This window comes from Bifidobacterium sp. LH_416, from assembly GCF_056357055.1.
The window spans coordinates 485,479-507,999 of the sequence record NZ_JBKEVJ010000001.1; the positions used below are offsets into that span (position 1 = coordinate 485,479).

The following is a 22,521-nucleotide window of genomic DNA, read 5'->3' on the forward strand; positions in this document are numbered from 1 at the left end:
ACCTGCATGACCGGCAAACCTGTCCGCCACGGGGCTTTCGCGGATCATTCCACGAAAGCCCCGTTTCTTATATCACTTACTTCCAAGGAATACAGTTAGCATGAATCGCATGAACCATCAGCACCATGTCATCATCGGCATTATCGCAGCCCTGCTCGTTATAGCACTAGCGGCAGGATTGGCCATTGCCTATGTTGCGCGCTCCGGCACCAATGCCGGCAATCATGCGGATATCAATGATGCATCGACCTCAGCCAGCGGTTTTCCCACCATCACATTTGGCAAAACCGTTATCGAACAACAGGAATACGTTAAAGCAATGAAAACGCAGCGCGCAGCCGCGCTGAACCATTTCAAGCAACAATACGATGTGAGCCTCAGTTCTGCCGGCTGGACCGGCGACTACGACGGCGAAATCCCTTATCAGTGGCTCGCCAAACAAACCATTGAAACGCTGAAAAGGCGCCACGCCGCTTATCTCATCGGAGTGGAACAAGGACTTGTGGATGATGATTCATATGCCGCCATCGTGCAGCGCATGAAGAACGTCAACCAGGGCAACGCCTCCGCCAAGGCCAACGGGAACATCGTATATGGTCGAACAACGTTTGATATTGACTCATATATCAGTTACGAGGTCAGTGCATTAAAGAACAGCTACACCAGCAACGATTCCAACCCGGATATGTCGTTAAGCGACGAAGACGTGCAAGCCTATTACGACGCCCATGATTGGACACTCGAAGGAGTGGAGGGCAAAGCCCCGCTCGATGAGATACGCGGCAACGTCAAAGCCCAAATGCGTTCCGAACGATATGACGCCTTAGTGCAATCCAAGGCTGATGCAATCGCTGTCACCATAGCGTGGAAAAAGCTATACAATTTCACGCTTCAGAAAGTTGCCTGATTATGTGTTGGGCCCCGCCACTGAACAGTGGCGGGGCCCAACACATAGTGTATGCATAGTGCTATCAGTCAGCGGAGGTGAATCCCTGCGGCTCTCCCGCTTCTGAGAACTTCGCCAGATGGGCTTTCTTCGCGGCTGCAATCATCAGCTTGATGCGGTTGAGCTGGTTCGCCTCGGAGGCACCCGGATCATAGTCGATGGAGACAATGTTGGCTTCCGGATGCAGTCGGCGAATCTTACCGAACATGCCGCGGCCGGTCACATGGTTCGGCAGGCAGGCGAACGGCTGCGCGCAAATCACATTCGGGCAGCCCTGTTCGATAAGTTCCAGAATCTCAGCCGTAAGCAGCCAGCCTTCGCCGGCCTGTACGCCGATGGAGGTGACTTCGCCGGCCTTCTGAACGAGTTCAGGCATTGGATCATCCTGCTTGAACTTGCCATGAGCCAGCGCAATGGCCTTCTTGATCGGCGCATTGTACATGTCAAGGCCCCAGCGCATCAGTGCGTACAGCTGCTGGTTGCCGCCCATGCCGAGGTTCTTCTCGTTCCAGTCGGTGATATAGGGGCGGGTGGTCATGAATTCCATGATGCCGGGCACCACGGCCTCGCAATCCTGCGATTCGATGACGTCCACCACATGATTGTTCGCATCAGGCTGGTACTTGACCAAGATCTCGCCCACCACTCCGACGCGCACCTTGCGCGGGATATTCTTAAGCGGCAACGCATCGAAGCTCTTCACGATCTCCTTGGCGAGCGTGCCGTACGGCAGGTAGCCCTTCTTGAGCCACGGGGTCTTGGCCGCGGTCTTGGAGAAGCCGTGATGCTCGATGGTTTCGCGCACAATGGTGTCCCACTGCTCGTAGAGCTTGTTGGCAGAGCCCTGCTCGGCTTCATACGGACGCACGCGGTACAGGCATTTCATCAGCAGATCGCCGAGAATCAGTGCCTTGATGGCGCGATGCAGCAACGGCACCGTGGCCTTGAAGCCTGGATTGTCTTCCAAACCCTGAGTCGAGATGGCGATGACCGGAATCTGCGGGTACCCGGCATCAATCAAAGCCTTGCGAATCAGACCGAAGTAGTTGGTTGCACGGCACATGCCACCAGTTTGGGTGATGGCGAGGCACACTTTATCCGGATCGTATTTGCCCTGCTGAATGGCGTCGATCAGCTGACCGATCACCATGATGGCCGGGTAGCAGGCATCATTGTTCACGTATTTCAAGCCGGTTTCCACGTCGTCGCGGGAAGCGTGCTTCAAAATATCGAACTTATAGCCACCGGAACGGATCACGGATTCCACGAGCGAGAAATGAATCGGGCTCATCTGCGGGGCCACGATGGTGTAGTCGTGCTTCATGTTCTTCAGGAACTTCTGGCGATGGGCGTAGCGGCTCATCGTGGCATTGTTATGCGCGTTCTTCTTGGCCTTGCCCTGCTGGGAAGCAGACTGGTCGATGGTGCCATTCGAGCCGGCGAGCACGTTCTTGGCGTTCACTGCCTCTGTGAGATCACGCTGTGCGGCCTTCTTGGAAGCCTCACGCATGGCTTTGGTGAGCTTCGGGTTGGCTGCCATTGTGGTGTCGAGCAATACCTGACGACCTGGAGTCGGCGCCTTGGAGCCGGTTTTGCGGAAGCCCATCGGCTTGGGACCAGCGGCCGGCTGGGTTTCGGCCTGCTCGGCTTTGACCTTGGCTTCGGCGGCTTCGACTGCGGCTTGTGCTTCGGCAAGCGCGGCCTTGGCAGCAGCCAAGTCGGCTTCAGCCTTGGCGGCTTCGCGAGCCTTGACTGCTGCCTGATCTTCCGCTTGAGCCGCGGCAGCTTCGCGAGCCTTGTTCGCCTCACGCTCCTCGACTGCGGCCTTGAGCGAACGCAGTCGAATCTTGGCGGCACCAAGGTTGGAGACCTCATCAATCTTCAGCAGCGTGTACACGTCGGCCTTGTCGGCGAGGATTTCGGCCACCTGATCGGTGGTAATGGCATCGAGGCCGCAGCCGAAGGAGTTGAGCTGCACGAGCTCGAGCCCCGGATAGGAGGCCACGAAGTGTGCCGCCGCGTACAGGCGGGAGTGGTATGCCCACTGGTTAGTGACGCGCAACGGCATCTTGGTCACCGTGCGATCGCCCACATGGCGGAATCCTGCCGCGTTCTTGGCGCGCGGATCGGATTCACCTTCCGAAAGGAATGCAGTGAGGTTGAGCTTCTCCCCCGGCTGCAGTTCGCAGATGGAATCCTCGGAAAGCACCACCATGCCGAGCGAGCAGATGGTTTCCGGGATGCCGTGGTTGATTTCGGGGTCGATGTGGTATGGACGACCTGCGAGCACGATGCCTCGGCAGCCGTGCTCCTTCATGTAGGCGAGCGCGGCGAGGCCTTCCTGCTGCACGTCGTGCTTGAAGACCTTGTCTTCGGCGTAGGCGGCCTTGACTGCGGTTTCGGCTTCCTCGCGGGTCACGTTGGCCCACGCGAATTCCTCAACGATGCGGTCCACCATGAGTTCATGGTTGGCAAGGTTGAAGTACGGGTGCATGTAGCGCACGTCCGGGTCGCGCAGTTCAGGCATGTTCGCACCAACAACCAACGGATAATTGGCCACCACCGGGCAGTTGTAGTGATTGTCAGTGTTGGGGACCAGATTGTCCTCGTAGCTCACGCACGGGTAGAAGATGGTCTTTACACCCTTGTTGAGCAGCCACTTGATGTGGCCGTGCACCAGTTTCGCCGGATAGCAAATGTTCTCAGAGGCGATGGATTCGATACCTGTTTCAAACAGCTCATGGGAGCTGCGGCCGGAAATCATCACCTTGAAACCGAGTGAGGTGAGGAGTGTGAACCAGAACGGGTAGTTCTCGTACATGTTGAGCGCGCGCGGAATGCCGATTTCGCCACGAGTGGCCTTCTTGTCGGTCAGGCGACGGTAGGCGAAGCAGCGCTTGTACTTGTAGTCGTAGAGGTTCGGGCGGTCGGAACGCTTCTTCTTGGCGTCGCCGCCGCGTTCGCAGCGGTTGCCGGTCACGAAACGGGAACCATCGGAGAACGTGGTGATGGTGAGCTTGCAGTGGTTCTGGCATAGCTTGCACACGTCACGCTCGGTGGTCATCGACATGTTGTCGAGCGCTTCGCCGGTCAGAATGGAGCTGGCGGTGTGTGCCACACCGTCCACAATCACGGTATGGGTTTCCGGCTCGGCTGCAGCAGCGGTTTTCTTGAAACCTTCAGTCTGAGTGTCGTTGGTCGGCTGCGGCTCTTCTTCGCTACCGTCAGCCTTGACCACTGCATCCAGATGGTCAGCCTCGTCCTGATAGTGCATGCGGGCAGTCAGAGCAGCGCCGAATGCACCCATCAAGCCAGCAATATTAGGACGGGTAACCTCGCGCTCAGTCAAGAGTTCGAAAGCTCGTAGCACGGCATCGTTGAGGAACGTTCCGCCCTGCACCACCACAGTGTCACCAAGCTCGCCGGAATCACGCAGCTTAATGACCTTATATAGTGCGTTGCGCACCACGGAATAGCACAGGCCAGCCGCGATATCTTCAATCGAGGCGCCTTCCTTCTGCGCCTGCTTGACCGAGGAGTTCATGAACACGGTGCAACGGGAGCCCAGATCCACCGGATGCGTGGATGCAAGCGCCTTCTGCGTGAATTCCTGAATCGTCAAACCCATTGACATGGCGAAGGTCTGCAGGAACGAGCCGCAGCCGGAAGAGCAAGCTTCGTTGACAGCGATGGAATCAATCACACCATCAGTGATGGCAAGATACTTCATATCCTGGCCGCCGATGTCAATGACGGCGGTGACGCCGGGGCTCACCATTTCGGCACCGCGATAGTGGGCCATAGTTTCCACCACGCCCTCATCCAAGTGCAGGCCGGTGGTGATGAGGCCTTCACCATAGCCGGTAGCACAGGAGCGCGCAATCCACGCGCCTTCAGGCAGTTCGGCTTGAATCTTCTTGACGATATTGATGGCGGCGGTCAGCGGGCTGCCTTCATTGTTGGCATAGCTGGACCAAACGATTTCGCGATCGTCGTTGACGAGCGTTGCCTTGATGGTGGTGGAGCCTGCGTCGATGCCGAGGAAGTGCGGACCATGAGCGCCTTCGAGCGTACCGATGTGGATGTGTTCCTTATGGTGGCGCTTGTTGAACGCTTCGCGGTCGGCTTCGGTGGGGAACAGTGGTGGCATGGTGGGCGTATTGGAAGGCAGGTTTTCCAGCTCTTCCAAACGTTTCAGGATTTCGGCACAGGTGTGTGCTTCGAAATGATGACCTTCATCGTCGGCATCGATATCCGCCTGCAATGCGGCACCATAGGCTACATACAGGTGTGCGTTGGTGGGCACGATGAACTCGTCCACCTTGCCTTCAAGTGCGCGCTGGAATGCGGCGCGTAGTTCGGACATGAAGAACAGCGGACCACCGAGGAATATCACAGTGCCGTGAATCGGGCGGCCGGATGCGAGGCCGGCGATGGTTTGCGTGGCAACTGCGGTGAAAATGGATGCTGCAAGGTCCGGCTTGGCGGCACCATCGTTGATGAGCGGCTGCAAATCGGTTTTGGCGAACACGCCACAGCGTGATGCGATCGGGTACAGGTTCTCGTAGCTCTTGGCCATCTCGTTGAGGCCGGCTGCATCAGTGTCCAGCAGCGTGGACATCTGATCGATGAACGCACCGGTACCGCCAGCGCAGGAGCCGTTCATGCGCTGCTCGGGAGTAGGCTTCAGATACGTGATCTTGGCATCTTCGCCACCGAGCTCGATGATGACATCTGCCTGCGGGTATTCCTTATCGATAGCTTCGGTTTCAGCGATGACCTCTTGGATGAACGGCACATGCATGTTGTCGGCCAGCGCCAAACCGCCAGAACCGGTAATGGCCAAACGAATCGGCTCATCACCGCGACCAAGCTCTTCAAGCTTCTTATGAATATCTACGAGCAGGCCAGCCACGGTGGCACGCACATTGGCGTGGTGGCGGCGATAGTCGGAGAACAGGGTGGATTTGAGGGAATCAGACTGGTCAAGCACTACGGCCTTGACCGTGGTGGATCCAATATCCAGTCCCACGCGCAACGGCTTGACGGTCTTCGGAGCCGCCGCGTTGGCGTTTGCGGTGTCCGTGGTGCCCTCAGTCACGTTCGATGCGGTATCAACCATGTATTCCTCTTAGCTTCGGCCTCCGGGATGGTGCTTTGCCCCTCAGGCACCATGAAACCGTCTCGGACGGCTGGCAGGCACCCTGCGGACGGCTTCGCCCGGCTACTTCTTTGGGTTAGCTTAGTCTGACCACCTGCCCAACATGACACTCCCTATCGTGATTTCGCTCACGGAAAGCATGTTTCCCAACACTTTTCAAGATATTGCCGGTGTCGTGCACACAATATCCATAACTGCGCCGTTGCACCTCTCACCGCCAGGCCATTCCGTCATTGCGCGACGATGGCTTCGTCCACGTCCACCACGGAACCCAGCGAACCGAACCCGTGAACGCAAAGCCGCCTTCCCGGTAGCACCGTCGACACCGCCGGACGGCACACACCGGAAAGGCACTGTTCAGAAATGGAACCGATCATTCGCAGGATGGTTCCGGAAAACCGCAAGGACCAATCTTGCCTCCCGAATCACCCCTTCACCGATCCGGCAACCAGTCCGGAGACAATCCACTTCTGGCAGAAGATGAAGAAGACGAACACCGGAACCAGCGCGATCACCGTGATGGCCATGAACGCCGGCCAGTTGGTCGTGAACTGGCTCATGGAGTTGAACACCTGCAGGATGATCGTGCGATTGTCCGTGGAGGACAAGAACACATTCGGCTGCAAGAAGTCGTTCCACGTGGACAGTGTCTGGAACACGACCACGGTCGCCAGAATCGGCGTGATCATCGGAAGGACGATCGTGTAATAGATCCTGAACGGGCCAGCGCCATCGATGCGAGCCGCTTCCAGCACCTCCATCGGCAGCTTGCGCATGTATCCGACAATCAGGAAGTAGCAGAAAATCGAGTTGACCAGGTACAGCGCGATCAGACCCCATAATGTGTTGACAAGATGGAGGTTGGCTTCCATGCGGTACTGCGGGATCAGCGTGGCCTGCAACGGGATGCAGAAGGCTATCATCAGCACCGCGCCAACTCCGGCTGTGAACCAGCTTTTACGCAGGATCATGCCGTATGCGGCCAGGGAACCGATGAACAGCTGAAGGAATACCGCCACGACCGTGACGATCAGCGAGTTCAGGAAGCTGCGGGCGATCGGTAGGTTGGCGAAAGTGTCGATGTAGTTCTGGATGGACCATGTCTCAGGCAATCCGAACGGAGACTTCGCCATATCAATGGAGGTCTTGAACGAGTTGACGATGATGTAGTACAGCGGGAGCGCCATCACGATCGCTACGGCGTTGATGAGAATCGTACGCACCCACACGCCGATCTTCGCCCTGGTGCTTGGCTTGAGCTTATTCATATTACGCGAACCTCCTAGAGATAGCGCTGGTGAGAGCTGTCTGTCCGAGAACCACGATCAGACATGCCAGCGTGAACAGCACCGCCAGCGCCGAACCGAGACCATACTGCGACTGCGAAATACCGTGGACGATGATCGCCTGAGTGATGGTGTTGGTGGAATATCCGGGACCGCCCTTGGTCATGCCGAAGGGCAGGTCGTACACCTTCAGACCATTGGTGATGAGCAGGAACGTGGAGACCACGATTCCGGGGATGAGCTGCGGCAGCGTGATGTGGATGAACTTCTGGAATCCGCTGGCGCCGTCGACGGCGGCCTGCTCGTAAAGGTCTGCGGGAATCGCCTGCAGATACGCCAGATACAGCGTGGCATGCCAACCCACGGCAGCCCAGATGGCCACGAAGATCACACAGCCGCGAGCCAGGGTCTCATTGGCCAGCCACGGTACGGAATCCAGTCCCATCGACACCAGCACGGAATTGAGCGCGCCCGTCTTGAGCGGGGAGAGGATGAAGCTCCACACCATGCCCAGCACGATCAGCGAGGGGACACCCAAGAAGAAGAACAGTGAGCGGGCAAACGAGCGGCCGTAGAACTTCGTGTTGAGCAGCACCGCCAGGGGGATGGCGATAATCGTAGTGATCAGCGTGGTGGAAAGCGCGAACAGGATAGTGAATCCCAAGCCCACCAGCAGGGAGGGATCGGTGAATACCTTGCGGTAGTTGTCGAAGCCGACGAAATTCACATCGGGGTTGAATCCGGTATAGTCGGTAAAGGAGTAATACACCGTCTGGATCAAGGGGATCAGCGTCAGCACGACGAACACCGCGAGGACGGGAATCAGGAATCCGGTGGACGATGCCGATTCAACGAATCCGCGGGTCTTGTACCACGGCGTCTTGCGGACGCCATCGCGTCCACCGACCTTGACGTCGCCGCTGCTGTCGGACTGCCGCATCATTGCGGGGTTGCATGTTTGTGCCGTCATGTCTTTATTGCCTTTCCATAAGGAGTGTGTCGGGGCGAAACTTTCGAGGCGCAAAGGAGAGGAGAATCGTCAGGAGATTCACCCCGACCGGAGCGGCGGCTGGCACTGGAGTGCGGAACCCCAGCACCCAGAGAACCGGTCGCCGCTGATTTGCGCATTCGCTTTGATTGCGCATTCACACCAATCGAGTTACTTGGCGTTGGCCTTCCATGTCTCGTCCATGTGCTTGGCCACCGAAGCGGCGTCCGTGCTGCCCTGGATGAGAAGCTGCCACTGGGAGGTCATTTCCGTGGCCATCACGTTGCCGTTCTGGGACCAGTTGGTCCAGTAGTACTTGCCGGTGGCCACGTACTCGTCGTAGATGTCCTGCAGCTGCGGAGCCACGTCGGCGGCGTATTCGGAGGAGACGGAAATCTGACCGATGTTCTTTTCCTCGAGTTTGAGTCCTTCTTTGGAATTCATGAAGGCGAGGAACTTCTCGGCAGCCTTGAGCTTATCGCCATCGATCTTCGAGGAGATGGCGAACGGGGAGTCCGGCCCACCGCCCACGTACGGTTCGCCGCCTTCCACCGCGGGGAACGGAGCAGTGGCGTAGTCGACGCCGGAGGAGTTCAGATCAGGGAAGTCCCACGGGCCGGAACGGAACATGGCCAGCTGGCCGGTCATGAATTGCTGCTTGATCTGGTCGTTGTTCACGCCCACGACCTCCTTGGGCATGGTGCCGGATTCGATGAGCTTCTGCCATTCCTTGATAATCGGGGTCCACTGCTTTTCGAAGCTTCCACCTTCGCCCATTTCCGGCCATTCACTGGTATCGATGCCCTGCTTGGCGTAGTAGCCACCAAGCATCGGCTGGAACGAGCCGGAAACGACGGTCGGATCGTCCATGTACGGCGTGATTCCCGCAGCCTGCAGTTTCTTGCCCAACTCGCAGAATTCATCGATCGTCTCAGGCACGGAATCGTATCCCACCTGCTTGAGCAGGTCTTTGTTATATACAATGACGCCGACCCATGCGGTGGGGCTCATGCCATAGACCTTGCCGTCACGGGTATAGAGGTCCTTATTGGTGTCCGGAATGGAATCCATGAACGACTCATTAGTCAAGTCCTTGGCCAGTCCGGCGTCCAGCACTTCGTTGCGCGTCTCGATAGACATGTGGAACACATCGGGCAGCTGGTTTCCTGCAGCACGTGTGGTCAGCGTCTGCGCGTAATCAGCGGCTTCGCCCTGTGCGGTACTCAGATCGACCTTAATATCGGGGTTGGCTTTCTCGAAGGCCTCGATGATGGGCTTGACCTGATTCTCGTTGTTCCACGAGAAGTAGGTGATGGTAGTTTTGCCAGAATCAGCTGTTCCACTACCGCATGCGGCCAAAGGAACGATCATCGCCGCTGCCGCTACAGCCGCAATGACGGTCTTGGAGAACTTCATGGTGTTTCTTCCTTCCTGCGGCACCCGCTTTGGCGTCGCCAAGAACGTTGTGATCAAGCTCGGCTCGAACCGTGGGCCACTATGCCCCTCCATTGTGCACCGTCTTGATTTGTTAATACGTATTAGTGAATACGTGACTTCAGTATGCCACCAAGGGGCCGCGGCAGCAAAGCGGCGTGTCGCAATGGCACTAATTCCATAAAAGCCTTAAATATAGCCATTTAGAGCAGACCGCACCTCAGCAACCACTCTCCGGTTCACCCGAAGAGAAACACGCCACGCCGGATTTTGTAAATCGATGTCTTCATCGTAATAATACGTATTAGTTACATGCGGCACTGCAGCCGCGTCAGATGTTTACTGCACATAGGAAAGATCACCATGAACAACACGGCTCAATACACAACAATCGACCTTCTTCCCAATGAACTCTGGTGGGGAGGCCGCGCGGCGGACGGCCGACTCATGCCATTCGGCGCACAGCCGTTCTCCTGCGACCTGTCCACCTGGAAGCACGAGGACGGTCAGCTGCCCGAAGCCTCGAACCAGAGCGCGCCATTGCTGGTCTCCACCCGCGGCCGCTATGTATGGTGCGACAAGCCGTTCGCGTTCTCCTTTGAAGGCAAGCACCTAACCGTGCAGGCCGATCATGCCGTCACCGTGCATGGCGACGGCGACGGCACGTTGCGAGACGCCTTCCTCGCCGCAAGCCGGAGCCACTTCCCCCCGTCCGGCGCGACTCCCGCCAAGGCCATGTTCTCCAAGCCGCAATACAACACGTGGATCGAAATGCCCTACCGACCGACCCAGCAGGCGGTGCTCGCCTACGCCGACGCGATGCTGGCCGCCGACATGCCCCCGGGCGTGCTGATGATCGACGACAAGTGGAGCCCCGACTACGGAACCTGGACATTCGATCCGGCCACATTCCCGGATCCGCGGGAGATGCTCCGTCAGTTGCACGACAAGGGATTCGACGTCATCGTCTGGCTGGTGCCGTTCGTCAGTCCCGATTCCGCGGTGTTCCGCGAGCTTGAGACACGTGGGCTCATGCTGCGCGACCGCCACGGCCGCACGGCCATCCGCCGCTGGTGGAACGGGTTGAGCGCCGTGCTTGACCTGAGCAACCCCGAGGCGAGGCAGTGGATTCGCAGCCGGCTCGACGCGCTGTGCGAGCTCGGCGTGGACGGCTTCAAGTTCGACGGTGCCGACCTGTACGATTTCCACGACGACGATCTGCCGTCCACTCCGATGACGTCCAACGACATGTGCGAACAGTGGGCAGCTATCGGCGTGCACTACCCATTCAACGAGTTCCGCGCCTGCTGGAAGATGGGCGGTCAGCCGCTCGCACAGAGGCTTCAAGACAAGCCCGCCGCTTGGGATGGGCACGGCATCGGCTCGCTGATTCCGGAGATGCTGGCACAAGGCATGATCGGACAGCCGTTCGTCTGTCCCGATATGATCGGCGGCGGCGAGGTCAACAGCACCAAGCATTCGGACGTGGACCAGGAGTTCTTCGTCCGCTACGCACAAATCGCCGCGCTTTCCCCGATGATGCAGTTCTCCACCACCCCCTCCCGTGTACTAGACGCCGATCATCTCGAAGCCGTGCGCAAGGCATTGGCCATTCGCGAGGAATATCTGCCAACGATTCTGCGGCTTGCCGATCATGCGGCGCATACCGGCGAGCCGATCATCCGCCCGATGGCCTACCACTTCCCTGATATGGACACCGTCACCGACCAGTTCCTTCTGGGCAGTGACATCATCGTCGCCCCCTGCACACAACGACATGCGGTCTCTCGACGAGTATCGATTCCCGAGGGGCGCTGGCGTTCGGACGACGGGCAGATCATCGAGGGACCTGTCGTCATCAACACACCTTGCCCGCTCGACCGGCTGCCGCGTTTCACACGCGAAGGCTGATCGCATGACTCGCAAAGACCATCCCCTTCAGTCGATTGGATACAGCTAGCCAAAGAGGCCGGCAACGTAAGGGGTTAGCCGTACGAGCTAATATCGAATAGCGGCGTGGCGATGACGCGACCGCCGGCGCATCCCGCCGAAATACAACGCAAGAGGACCTCATGACCACCAGACAAGCCGGAACCCGACCGCCGACCAGCAAGGACGTTGCCGCCTTGGCAGGCGTATCCCAAAGCACGGTGTCGTTCGTCATCAACGGCAAGAACACCGTGTCCGAGGCTACACGACGGCGGGTCGAAGAGGCGATGCGCAAGCTCAACTACCAGCCGAACGCCGGCGCACGCACGTTGAAGACGAACCGCACCAACATCATCGCACTGTTCGTGGAGATGAGTGAGGCGATCGACGCCAACGAGACCACGCCGTACATCGACGCCATCGTGCGCAGTGCGCGTGCACGCGATTATGACGTCATCCTCACCACCACGCACGACGGCGTGGCCGCTCTCAAGCGCATGGCCGGCAAATCGATTTGTGACGGCTTCATTCTCATGGACGTCAGCCGTGAGGATCCCCGCATCCCCATCGCCGCCGAGCTCAGTCAGCCCGTCACGCTTGTGGGCCGCGCGAACAACGCACGCGGGTTGGACTGCGTGGACGCTGACGCCCGTCAGGCCGCACTGTTGGCCGTGGACGAGCTCGCCGACACCGGACATCACCATGTGACGATGGTTGGCGCGCAACTGGGAACCGATCTGAACGAGTACAACTTCGTTGACGAGTTCTACGACACCGCGCACCGGCGCGCGGACGAACGCGGGTTGGGATTCTCCATCGTGCAGCGACTCGGCGAAGGCTGGCTCGGCATTGAGAAGACCGTCGACCAACTGCTGCTGCACGCCGACGATCGGCTTGGCATTATCGTCCGCCAGCCCCAACCGACCGAATGGTTGCTGCGCACATTGCGCCGGCACGACGTGATTCCCGGGCAGGATGTCTCCGTAGTGTCGTACTGCTCGGACTACGCCGCAACATCATTCGAATGGCAGGTCACCAACGTATCCACCACACCTGAGCGGCTGTCCGAACGAGCCGCCGACTTGCTCTTCGACCGTCTCGAAGGCAATCGCGACCGTGACGCGCGATGCGAGCTGATCGCGCCGGCAGGCATCACACGACGTGCCACCACCATCGATTGGGACGCTCTCGATTAGGTCGCTTCTTCTGGTTTCCATCGCCCACAATGGGGCCGCTGGAAGCCTGGGAGTCAGTTGAACGTTCCTGAACCACCCCTGATATGGCATGATTCAGGACGCCTGCGAACCTTCGCCAGCTTCGCGGTCCTTCAGGTAGATTTCCGGGATGTCTCGCTCTTGATCGTGGAGCTTGGCCCAGATGATGGGTTTGCCGGCTTCGAGGGACTTCGGTACGTCGAGGATGCGCTGGTTTCTTGAGCCGCGAAATTGCAGCAGGGAGTCCTTCTGGTCTTTGAGGTAACGGCCATCAACCAGAATGTCGATAAGGTTCAACAGCTCGAGCTTGTCTGGTGTTTCGCCGGGGCGCATGAGTTCTTCCCACGTATACCCGGTCCAGGACCAGATGTCTTTGGTGTGACCGAATTCCGCACGAATACGCTGTGCAAGCGGCAGCAATACCGGAGTATTGAGGAATGGTTCACCGCCAAGGAATGTGATGCCCTGCACCCAAGGAGCTTTGAGATCGTCTATGATCTTGTCCTCGAGCTTCTGGGTGTATTCGTGACCAGCTTGGAAGTCCCAGATGGAGGAATTGAAACAGTCGACGCAGTGGAATGGGCAACCGGAGACATACAGGGAATTGCGTACGCCTTCCCCATCGGTGACGATAAAAGTCTTATAGTCGGCGATCATCCGCTTGGACATACGCCGCCCATCCCATTGGCCGGCCTTAGGATCGTTGGCAAGTCCACTGGAAGGAACGGAGGGCCCGCGTCCGGTCTCGCCCGCCGCAAAATCATGACGTTTTGTTTCATGTCTTTTAACGAGTTGAAACTCTTCCATCGACGGTTCTCCCTTTCGCTTCCGCCTAATCATAACGTTGAAGAACGGCAAACGCCGGTCGGCTGGGATGCATTGCTGGACCGTAAGCTTGGCCGAACGGCCTTGAGTGTGTCCAGCAATGCATCCCAGCCGACCGGCGCGACCAGATGATACCAGTAGTTACTTAACCTCTTCGAACCACTCACGCGTGGTGCCGTCGTTCAGGGTCACATGACCAGTTTCACCGCTCATGTGCTTGACGCGGTGGGCGATTTCCTCGTGGCGTCCGTGCACCATCGGGCGCTGAACCGGGCTGCCGAGGTAGCCGCAGGTGCGCTTGGTCACGTTGCACTTGTCCGGATCGGAGTTGCCGCACTCCGGGCACTTGAAGCCTTCCTCAGTGGGCTCGAAATCACCCTGGAAGCCACACACGAAGCAGTGGTCAATCGGAGTGTTGGTGCCGAGGTAGCCAATGCCGATGTTGTAGGCGTAATCCCACACGGCTTCGAGGGCCTTCGGATTGTCCTGCAGGCACGGGTACTCGCAGTAGTTGATGAAGCCACCGGAAGCGTAGTACGGGAAGTCCTTCTCATAGTTGAGCTTCTCCATCGGGGTGGGCTGCAGCCACACCGGGTAGTGGAAGGAGTTGGTGTAGAAGTCGTGGTCGGTCACGCCTTCAATACGCCCGAACTTCTCACGATCCATACGGTTGAAGCGGTCGGTCAGGGATTCTGCCGGCGTGGAGTACACGGAGTAGTGGTAACCCTCAGCCTTGCTCCACTGCTTGCACAGCTCGTTCATGCGCTTGACGATGGACAGCGCGAACTCCTTGCCTTCCGGATCCCAACCGTGATCACGAATCCAGTTCTTGCCGTAGAAGACAGCGGTGGTTTCAGCTAGACCGATGTAACCCAGGGACACGGTGGCGCGCTCGTTCTTGAAGAGCTGGTCCACGTTGTCGTTAGCTCCAAGGCGGCCGAATGCGCCGAAGCGGAACAGAGTCGGAGCGTTGACCGGGGTGGCTTCCTTGCAGCGCATGATGCGGAACTGCAGGGCCTGGTGAGCCACTTCCATACGCTCGTTGAACAGCTTCCAGAAGCGGTTCTTGTCGCCGTGGGATTCAATGGCGATACGCGGCACGTTCACGGTGACCACACCGAGGTTCATACGGCCGTCTTCCTCATCCTTGCCGGTTTCCGGGTTAATCCAACCCTGCAGGAAGGAACGGCAGCCCATCGGGGCCTTGAAGGAGCCGGTGATCTTAATGATGTTCTCATAGAACACCACGTCCGGGTACATGCGCTTGGTAGCGGATTCGAGAGCGAGCTGCTTCAAGTCGTAGTTCGGGTCGCTCGGGTCGCAGTTCACACCACGCTTGATGGTAAACACCAGCTTCGGGAAGATGGCGGTATGGTGTTCCTTGCCGAGGCCGCGGATACGGTTCAGCAGGATGGCACGCTGAATCTCACGGGAGAACCAATCGGTACCGAGACCGAAGCCCACGGTGACGAACGGGGTCTGACCGTTGGAGACTCGGTTGGAGTTGATTTGGTACTCCATAGTCTGCATAGCGTCGTAAATGGCCTTGCGAGTACGAATCTTGGCGAGGATTTCACGCTCCTGCTCAAGTTCGTCAACGTCCGTGTGGAATGGAACATCCATCGGCAGCGGTGCTCGGTTACCGAAGTGCAGCTTGGAAGGCTCGTTCTTCTTGGCGTTCTCAACCTGGCGGCGAGCGAACTCGACCGGCATACCATCCGGAATGGTTTCGCGAGCTTCCTCGAGGAACTTCTCATAGTCCTTGCGCGCATACTGGGCCAGGTGCTCGTCAGCACGGTTGGCGGTCTGGCCACCGTACTGGCTGGATGCCACATCCTTCATGATCTGGGTGATCTGGGTGGCTGCAATGGCGATGGACTTCGGGGATGCCATCGGAGCGTTGCCCAGAGTGAAGCCATTGGCCAGCATGTCCCAGAAGTTCGGCAGGGAGCAGTTGGACTGTGCAGTGAACGGGGAGTAATCAGCGTCGTGGAAGTGAATGTCGCCCTTCATGTGTGCGTTGGACACTGCCGGAGGCAGCATGTTGAAGGCAGCGGCCTTAGACACAGCGCCAGCGAGCAAATCACGCTGAGTGGCGTATACGTTGGAGTCCTTGTTCGCGTTCTCGTGAATCAGGGAAGGATCATGATTCATGAAGCGAGCCACGGCTTCGTTCACGTCAGTGGCCTTAGCACGCTGGATGTCCTTATCCAGGCGATAGTTCGTGTAGGCACGAGCCACGTCGTACAGGTGAGCGTCAATGAGGGCATGCTCAACAAGGTTCTGAATGTCCTCAATCTTGGCGGGGCCAGCGTAGCGCTCCTTGATCTCGCCTTCAACCTGGTTGGCGAAACCGCGAATCATGGCCTCTTCTTCTGGGCCCACTTCCTTGTCGAGATCACCGAAAGCGGACTTGACTGCGGAGATGATGTTGATCGGGTCAAAATCGACCACTCGACCATCACGCTTCTCCACGAGCACCACGCCGCCACGGACAGCGCCTCTCGTCTTGGTGGCGGTCTCTTCCATCACCTCTGCGCCCATCGGGCACCCCTTTCATCTCTACAACAAACAACTCACAGACACTCATTTTTGGCCGTGCTTACGCCAGCCAAGCATAATTACATGGGTGTCGTTTTCTTGAACCTCTAGAACAATACGGCAACCCCACCCCTATATCTAGTACCCCACTAAGGCGTGTTGAACTATTTATAGTGTTCTTCGGCTATTTTCCGCCAAAATCACAAGTGTGTGATTAAGGTAACGATTTTCCACTCGCGTGTTGTACTTGAAGTATCTCACAGCTTTTCAGAGGGGGTAAATTTTTTCCCTCACCCAAAAACGCACTTATAGTGGAAAGCATGACTACTGGAATGGGTTACTCTCACGCACCGGCAGCACCAACCGCTGCCTCATTAGCGGCTGCCGGATTTAACGCCGGGCAGGCCGCAGGCTCGAGCGACGCTATTAATCTGCCTGAAGGTCCACGCCCATTGGATCAGCTGCCGGCGCGTGCTGCGGAAACTACCGCACAGAACCCGTGGCCGGTCAGCGTATTGAGTCAGAAGTTCTACGGTGCCGTGGACCGCTGGCCTTCAGCTTGGGTGACCGGTCAGATCACGCAGATCAACACCCGCCGCGCTGGGTCAGCATATCTGACGTTGCGCGACGATTTCGAAGACATTGCCATGGAAGTCAACGGCTTCGGCCGGTTCGCCCAAGCAGCCAGCGAATTCGTACAGGGCGATCGTGTAGTCATTCACGGTAAGCCGAATTTGTGGATGAAGCGCACCTCATTGTCATTGCGAGGCGACACTATTCTGCGAGTCGGTGCAGGCGGCAGCCTCAAGGCCATGATTGATGAGCTGCGCAAGCGGCTTAAGGGCGAAGGTCTGTTCGACGCCGACCATAAGCTGCCATTACCGGAATTCCCGAAGACCATCGGCCTTATCTGCGCACCGCAGGCTCGCGCTGAGGGAGACGTAATCACTAATGTGAACCTTCGCTGGCCCGCAGTCTCATTCAAAGTGAAGCATGTTCATGTACAAGGTGAGCAATGCCCCGCTGACGTGGTACAAGCCATTCAGAACCTGGATGCGGACCCTGAAGTGGACGTCATTATTGTGGCGCGTGGCGGCGGTTCGTTCGAGGATTTGATGGGATTCTCCGATGAGCGCGTGGTACGTGCGGCATACGCCTGCACCACACCATTGATTTCCTCCATCGGACATGAAGACGATTGGACACTGCTGGATTTGGTGGCTGATTTGCGAGCCTCCACGCCTACCGATGCGGCAAAGCGCGTGGTGCCAGACGTGTTCGAGCAGTCGCAGCTTATTGAAGGAGCTATTGATCGCATGCGTTTGCGGGTGCGTTCTCGCGTTGAGAACGAAATCCGTTTGGTAGAGGGCTATGCTAATCGACCCAGTCTCACGCAACCTCACACCATGCTTGAGCCACATCAGCGACTTATCGATGATTCCTTGCAGCGGCTCGATATTGGATTACGCAGAATCGTCGATGACGCACAACTCACCATTGAGAAAGCCCATGCGTCATTGACCGCGTTAAGCCCCCAATCCACGCTGAATCGTGGATATGCGGTGGTACAGAATGCGGATGGACATGTGGTGGATGACGCATCACAAGTAGCAGTTGGAGACAACATCACCGTGACTCTGAAGAAGGGTACGGTTGTGGCCACAGCTAACACCATCGACCACGAGTAATCGACATCTTTCGTAAAGAACTACCCTCAGCATCGCTTCGTGAAGCAGCTTCACCGGTACGGGGAGCCAAGAAAAAGGAGAACATAATGACCGAACAGAAGACCACGAACACCGCTCCGGCTTCGTCTCTGAGCGACGAAGAACGCAAGCTCATCGCCCAAATGCCGTACGAAGAAGCACGCGACAAGCTTATTCAAGCCGTGCAGGCATTGGAAACCGGTGGATTGAATCTGGACCAGTCCATGCGTCAGTGGGAAATCGGCGAAGCATTGGCTCAGCGCGCACAGGGTCTGCTCAACGACGTGCGCGCTAAGCTCGATCAGGCTCAGGCCAACCAAGCCGCCAACGAAGCCACTGCGGGAACTCAGTCGAATCTCGACTGAGTTCCCCGTCGCGGCACAGCCGCTCCCCTCGCCTACGGACAGTCCACCGGACTGTCCGCCATACGGCTCGGCCCAGTCAACTTGGATTAACTCTTTGGCTCCCCTCGAGGAGGGGAGCCAAAGTGAGGGGATTACTTCTTCAGCGGTACGTAGATGACCTTGTCAATCAACTCCTGATAGTGCTTGACGATCTGCGCACGGCGGGTCTTCAGGCTTGGCGTCAACATGCCGTTGGCCTCAGTGAATTCGTCGGGCAAAATCTCGAACTTGCGGATAGACTCCGCACGGGAAACACCCTCATTGGCGGCGTTCACCGCACGCTCCACTTCGGCATGCACAATGGCGTTCTCGGCAAGCGAAGCCAAATCAGGTTCCGGCTTGGCACCCTGTGCTTCCAGCCACGCATTGGCATCCGCCAAATCCAAGGTCACCAATGCGGCCACGAACGGCTTCTTATCGCCAATCACCAGGCACTGATTCACCACTGGAGAGGTCATCACCGAAGCCTCAAGCAGTCCCGGAGACACATTCTTGCCGCCAGCGGTAATAATAAGATCCTTTTTACGACCGGTGATGGAGATGAACCCATCCTCGTTGATATCACCCAGATCGCCAGTGTGCAGCCAGCCATCAGTGATCTGCTGCGCGGTAACCTCAGGATTGTTGTGGTATCCCTTGCACACCAGCGGACCCTTGACCACCAGTTCGCCATCTTCAGCAATACCAGCGGTAATGCCGCACATCGGCATGCCGATAGTGCCGATGCGGTTATCTTCCGGCAGGCTCACACACACTGGTCCGCAGGTTTCGGTCATGCCGTAGCCTTCCAACACCGGCATGCCGATGCCGTTGAAGAAGTGGGACAATTCAGAATCCATCGGAGCGCCGCCAGTAATGGCAAAATCAGCGTTCGGACCAAAAATCGTACGAATCTTCTTATACACCACCTGCTCATAGAAGGCATGCGCAATACGCCCAGGCAGCGGCAGCTTCTCCCCCTGCTGCTCAGCACGCGACCACGCGCGAGCATTCTCAGCAGCACGAGCGAACATCTTGCCAGCAAAACCAGTACCAGCACGCTGAGAAGCCGCGTTATATACCTTCTCGTACACGCGCGGCACGGCCAGCAATAGGGTCGGGCCAAAGGTTTCGAAATCCTTGACCATTGTCTTCATATTGGAGCTCAATGCCAGCGTGATAGTGCCACCGAAGCTAAAGAACTCCATGAAGCGCGCGAACACATGGCTCAACGGCAGGAACAGCAGCAGACGGCGATCCGGCCAAGCACCAGCTCGCGGCATGTACTGCAATGCGGAAAGCACGAGGAACGCGAAGTTGCGGTGAGTCAGTTCCACACCCTTCGGAGTGCCAGTGGAACCGGACGTATACACAATAGTGGCCAAATCATCGCCATGGGAGGCGTTCTTATACTCCCAGAATTCCGCATCAGTCACCGATTCGCCGTATGCCTTGATAGCATCCAAGCCACCGGCCTCAATCACGAATACATTGCGCAGAGTCGGCACCTCATCGCGCACGGATTCAATCTTGTCGCGCTGGCCATCATCTTCGGCAATGGCAATGGTTACTTGAGAATCATTGAAAATCCAGCTGACCTGGCTGGCGGAATTGGTTTCGTACACCGGCACGGTGAGCGCACCAATAGACATAATTGCCAAATCAAGCGCGGTCCACTCCCAGCGAGTGTGCGACACAATGGACACCGAGTCGCCTTTCTTGACGCCAAGTCCAATCAGGCCCTTGGCCAAGTCGATGACCATGCGGCGGAATACTTCCGCGCTGTATGGATGCCATGAGCCATCCTCGCCCTTGTATTCAATCATGGCCCCTTCAGGGTCACGCTCGGCACGGCGATCAAGAAAATCGAACAGATTGATGTCGCTGTCGATCGGTTCCTTAACCGGGTTGGTGAATTGTTTGACGATCGTGGTGTCATTGTGCGCCACATCAGCGATATTTTCAGTCATACCTACTATGTAACTCCACAGAGGTTACAAAAAGGCCACATGCCCTCGACAGTCGACGTTATTTGAGCATGTGGCCTACCAAATCAATCGATTATTGATTATTTGTTGGATTCCGGCGTTGCAGCGGTCTCAATGCAGCGAATGGCGTTCAAGGTGCGCGGATAGCCGATGAACGGCAGGCATGCCGAAGCAATCTTCAGCAGGAATGCCTTGGTATTGCCGATGCGCATATTCGCCTTGGCATGAGCAATCAGCTGAGGTTCCACCCCGCCCTGTGCAGCCAGATAGCAGTAAGTGATTAGCTCACGTTCGCGCAGATTCAACGCACCGCGCGTGTAATAGTCGCCAAAGCAGTTCGCTGCGAGCCAACGGTTGATTTGCGGATATTCCGGATTGCCGGAAGTGGCAAATCCTTTCATCCCCTCACCGAAAATATCTACCTGAGCTTGTTCGCCAGCGGTCACGCGGCTCTCGAAATTCGGCTCGGTTGTCGCCTGGTTTTCAAGCGGCACAGTGATTCCAAGGGCAGTCAGTACGGCGTTCAATGCCTCGAAAAACGGGAATACACGTCCAATGCCGAGGTAGTCAACCGCCTGATAGACGATCTCTCTGGCTTCGGCTGGCTTTACACCCATATTCAACGCCGCGTCCAGCATTACACGGAATTGATCGACTCCTTGGCAGCCAAGCAAGGTAGCCAAGATTGCTATGAATCGCGTGCGGTCATCCAACGTCTCTTCACCATCTGGAGCACCACCGCTGATTACTTCGTCGAATGCGAAGTTGGCGAACCGCTCAGCGAATTCTGGATCGGTTGCGGCAAGTCCGGTTGCATCCCCATTAGGGAACATGCGGGAACAATAGTCACGCGCGGCATCGGTGAAGCGCGGCTCATACGCAGTATTTGACTCAGTATCTTGCACAGTCATGGAAGGTCCTTTCAATGGATTCCTTTCCATCGAACTGCGGATGGGTCATATAATCAAATACCTTTTATCTGTACCGCGGTATGCATTTCATGCATGCACAAATGCATAATGCCTGATTCGAGAACCAACTCGAATCAGGCATCCACAACAAAGACCAATGTCAGAACTGGATGTAATCCACTTCCGTATGCTCGCCGGTTTCCAGATACTTTGCCACGTCTTCCGGCCCGGCAAATACCATTTCCACCGCCTGCGCAACCATAAGGTTCACGCGATCCATCGGCGTCAATCCTTCGAAATAGCCATACACCGGGATGCCCAGTGCATGCGCATAGCCGATTTCAAACATGGTGCCAGCATCCTCATCCATGAGGTTGGCAATTACTGCATTGGCGGAATTAATACCGCGGATATCATCGTCGAAGCAGCCTTCTGGGCCCACTTCTTCGATTTGGCTGACGAATCGCGGCTTGAACAGCTTCTTGCCATGTTCTTCCAGCACCTTTTCCAGACGCTCCATACTCGAGGTCTGTTCAGGATCGAAGAACGGGCCGGCCACGTAAAAGTCATATTCCTTTTCGCTCATGACCTCCAGTCATAGCGCAGCGAAGGCAAGTTCCATACCAATAGCTCATTGTGTGGACAATATATCAGTATGCGAACACGCTAGGGCGTTTCGTCCAACAGACACGCATAATGCCCGCTCAACTCACGCAATCGACCCACTACTCAGCGCAGCCGACCCAATTCTCGAGTTCAGCCACGATTGACGATCTGCATAGCGCGACCATCTTCCATGAGATGGAACCCATGCTTTTGGTAGAACGGTGCGTTCTTGCTCTCCTCAGGCATGACCTCGAGGAACAGGTAATCGTGATACTTAGCCTTGACTCGTTCCACAAGCGCGCCGCCAATGCCGTGGCCGTGATACGCCGGGTCAACCAGCACCCAATGCATGTATGCCACCATCTCAGTGTCATCCAGCACACGCACCAGTCCTGCCAGATGGTCGCCATCCCACGCGCTAATCACCGTGTCAGAATGCTGCAAAGCCTTGAACAAGCGCTCAGGGTAATTCGCCGATTCCCAACCTACAGAACGGAACAACGCCTGAACCTGATCTTGAGTAAAACGCTTCTCTTCTGTGTATTCGATAGCCATGTGCGCTTATGTTAGCCTTCACATTCCGGCTGGATTAACATGATTCCG

16 protein-coding genes are annotated in these 22,521 nt (G+C 57.0%); 5 read left to right on the forward strand and 11 right to left on the reverse strand.

Features of this window, described 5'->3' with window-relative positions:
- The first annotated feature begins 100 nt into the window (after window positions 1-100).
- Window positions 101-907, forward strand: a complete 807-nt coding sequence (gene lnbY, locus AC1AY0_RS02105; RefSeq protein ID WP_051917424.1) for a lacto-N-biosidase chaperone LnbY — start codon at window positions 101-103, stop codon at window positions 905-907.
- 64 nt (window positions 908-971) lie between these two features.
- Here the strand turns inward: lnbY and AC1AY0_RS02110 are convergent, their stop codons facing one another.
- The 5 genes from AC1AY0_RS02110 to AC1AY0_RS02130 form a co-directional block, all read right to left on the reverse strand.
- Window positions 972-6,068 (reverse strand): acyl-CoA dehydratase activase-related protein, encoded by a 5,097-nt coding sequence (locus tag AC1AY0_RS02110; RefSeq protein ID WP_476525673.1) that lies wholly within the window; start codon window positions 6,066-6,068, stop codon window positions 972-974.
- A gap of 269 nt (window positions 6,069-6,337) precedes the next feature.
- A complete protein-coding gene (locus tag AC1AY0_RS02115) occupies window positions 6,338-6,484 on the reverse strand; it encodes a hypothetical protein (protein ID WP_476525674.1) in 147 nt (48 codons plus the stop codon).
- A gap of 48 nt (window positions 6,485-6,532) precedes the next feature.
- Complete coding sequence (locus tag AC1AY0_RS02120; protein ID WP_476525676.1) at window positions 6,533-7,375, reverse strand: carbohydrate ABC transporter permease; 843 nt, start codon at window positions 7,373-7,375, stop codon at window positions 6,533-6,535.
- Window position 7,376: 1 nt separating this feature from the next.
- On the reverse strand, window positions 7,377-8,363 hold the full coding sequence (locus AC1AY0_RS02125; RefSeq protein ID WP_476525678.1) for a carbohydrate ABC transporter permease: 987 nt from the start codon (window positions 8,361-8,363) through the stop codon (window positions 7,377-7,379).
- A gap of 189 nt (window positions 8,364-8,552) precedes the next feature.
- Complete coding sequence (locus AC1AY0_RS02130) at window positions 8,553-9,797, reverse strand: ABC transporter substrate-binding protein (protein WP_476525680.1); 1,245 nt, start codon at window positions 9,795-9,797, stop codon at window positions 8,553-8,555.
- Between the two features lie 381 nt (window positions 9,798-10,178).
- On the opposite strand from AC1AY0_RS02130, the gene AC1AY0_RS02135 reads away from it, so the two are divergent.
- Both AC1AY0_RS02135 and AC1AY0_RS02140 read left to right on the forward strand, forming a co-directional pair.
- On the forward strand, window positions 10,179-11,726 hold the full coding sequence (locus AC1AY0_RS02135; RefSeq protein WP_476525682.1) for a glycoside hydrolase family 31 protein: 1,548 nt from the start codon (window positions 10,179-10,181) through the stop codon (window positions 11,724-11,726).
- Between the two features lie 161 nt (window positions 11,727-11,887).
- Entirely contained in the window at window positions 11,888-12,940 is a 1,053-nt protein-coding gene (locus AC1AY0_RS02140) for a LacI family DNA-binding transcriptional regulator (protein ID WP_476525683.1), read from the forward strand.
- 93 nt (window positions 12,941-13,033) lie between these two features.
- On the opposite strand, the gene nrdG is transcribed toward AC1AY0_RS02140, so the two are convergent.
- Both nrdG and nrdD read right to left on the reverse strand, forming a co-directional pair.
- The gene (nrdG, locus tag AC1AY0_RS02145; RefSeq protein WP_476525685.1) at window positions 13,034-13,765 is read right to left on the reverse strand and encodes an anaerobic ribonucleoside-triphosphate reductase activating protein; all 732 of its coding nucleotides are present in this window, start codon (window positions 13,763-13,765) and stop codon (window positions 13,034-13,036) included.
- Window positions 13,766-13,924: 159 nt separating this feature from the next.
- Window positions 13,925-16,327 (reverse strand): anaerobic ribonucleoside-triphosphate reductase, encoded by a 2,403-nt coding sequence (gene nrdD / locus AC1AY0_RS02150; protein ID WP_476525686.1) that lies wholly within the window; start codon window positions 16,325-16,327, stop codon window positions 13,925-13,927.
- 317 nt (window positions 16,328-16,644) lie between these two features.
- Here nrdD and xseA point away from each other — a divergent pair, with 317 nt between their 5' ends.
- Both xseA and AC1AY0_RS02160 read left to right on the forward strand, forming a co-directional pair.
- On the forward strand, window positions 16,645-18,012 hold the full coding sequence (xseA, locus tag AC1AY0_RS02155) for an exodeoxyribonuclease VII large subunit (protein ID WP_476524296.1): 1,368 nt from the start codon (window positions 16,645-16,647) through the stop codon (window positions 18,010-18,012).
- 86 nt (window positions 18,013-18,098) lie between these two features.
- Complete coding sequence (locus AC1AY0_RS02160; protein WP_476524298.1) at window positions 18,099-18,395, forward strand: exodeoxyribonuclease VII small subunit; 297 nt, start codon at window positions 18,099-18,101, stop codon at window positions 18,393-18,395.
- Between the two features lie 131 nt (window positions 18,396-18,526).
- Here the strand turns inward: AC1AY0_RS02160 and AC1AY0_RS02165 are convergent, their stop codons facing one another.
- The 4 genes from AC1AY0_RS02165 to AC1AY0_RS02180 all read right to left on the reverse strand — a co-directional run bounded on the left by AC1AY0_RS02165 (window position 18,527) and on the right by AC1AY0_RS02180 (window position 22,473).
- Window positions 18,527-20,383 (reverse strand): AMP-dependent synthetase/ligase, encoded by a 1,857-nt coding sequence (locus tag AC1AY0_RS02165; RefSeq protein ID WP_476524300.1) that lies wholly within the window; start codon window positions 20,381-20,383, stop codon window positions 18,527-18,529.
- Window positions 20,384-20,481: 98 nt separating this feature from the next.
- The gene (locus tag AC1AY0_RS02170; protein WP_476525150.1) at window positions 20,482-21,234 is read right to left on the reverse strand and encodes a carboxymuconolactone decarboxylase family protein; all 753 of its coding nucleotides are present in this window, start codon (window positions 21,232-21,234) and stop codon (window positions 20,482-20,484) included.
- 238 nt (window positions 21,235-21,472) lie between these two features.
- A complete protein-coding gene (locus tag AC1AY0_RS02175) occupies window positions 21,473-21,898 on the reverse strand; it encodes a nucleoside 2-deoxyribosyltransferase (RefSeq protein ID WP_476524576.1) in 426 nt (141 codons plus the stop codon).
- Window positions 21,899-22,068: 170 nt separating this feature from the next.
- Window positions 22,069-22,473: a GNAT family N-acetyltransferase gene (locus AC1AY0_RS02180; protein ID WP_476524575.1), complete on the reverse strand. Its 405-nt coding sequence runs from the start codon at window positions 22,471-22,473 to the stop codon at window positions 22,069-22,071.
- Window positions 22,474-22,521 lie beyond the last annotated feature (48 nt).